Raw genomic sequence first — 998 nt, 5'->3', positions numbered from 1 at the left:
GCTTACGTGCCATTGGACTCAAATTATCCTCAGTCACGTTTAGCATACATGTTAGAAGACACAGAGGTCACAGTGGTGTTGACTGAGCAGAGATTAGCGGAAGTATTAGCCTTTAGTCAAGTGCCATTGGTGTGTGTTGATAGCCTAGATATGGAATTGAAAGAACACAGTTGTGAAAATCTACCCAGAGCGATAGGGCAAACATCAGAGTCACTGGCTTATGTGATTTATACATCAGGTTCAACAGGTAAACCAAAAGGAGTGATGACACCACATAGGGCGGTAAATCGTTTAGTTCATACACCAAATTTTATGGAGTTAGATAGTAATACCGTATTTTTACAATGCGCTAACATTGCCTTTGATGCAGCGACATTGGAAATATGGGGACCGTTATTAAATGGCGGACGTTGTGTCTTGTACCCAGACGACTTTATTACTATTGAGCGATTAAATACGGTGATAACAGAGCAAAATGTCACCGCATTGTGGCTGACATCGGGGTTATTTACCGAATGGAGTAAAGGATGCCAGCCGAGTTTAGGATTGAAATATGTATTAGCAGGGGGTGACGTATTGAATCCTCAAGCGGTACAAACAGTGCAAGAAGCGTTACCAAGGGTTCAGATTATTAATGGTTATGGGCCGACAGAAAACACCACATTTACTTGTTGTTATCCTATCCCACGAGGTAGGGACTTATCAAAGGGAGTACCAATAGGATTAGGAGTGCAAGGAGACACAGTACTAATCTTATCAGCGCAGGGTAGTTTAATCCCAGCAGGGGGCATTGGTGAATTGTGTGTTGGAGGAGATGGCTTAGCATTAGGGTATCTGAATCAGCCGGAGATGACAGATAGTCGCTTTATAAGGAACCCTTATAGTGACGATTTAGGTTGCAAAGGAAAGGTGTATAAGACAGGCGATTTGGTGCGTTATGGCAAGGATGGGTTAATAGAGTATGTTGGGCGTGTTGACGATCAAATAAAAATCCGTGG

At 42.8% G+C, this 998-nt stretch carries 1 protein-coding gene; it reads left to right on the top strand.

Annotation, left to right across the window (positions count from 1 at the left end; translation table 11 throughout):
* A partial coding sequence (locus PALI_RS00040) for an AMP-binding protein (RefSeq protein ID WP_193154359.1) occupies positions 1-998 on the top strand: 998 nt, incomplete at both ends.

Source organism: Pseudoalteromonas aliena SW19 (assembly GCF_014905615.1).
In the GTDB taxonomy this organism is placed as follows: domain Bacteria; phylum Pseudomonadota; class Gammaproteobacteria; order Enterobacterales; family Alteromonadaceae; genus Pseudoalteromonas; species Pseudoalteromonas aliena.
This window is presented reverse-complemented; position numbering and strand designations above follow the sequence as displayed.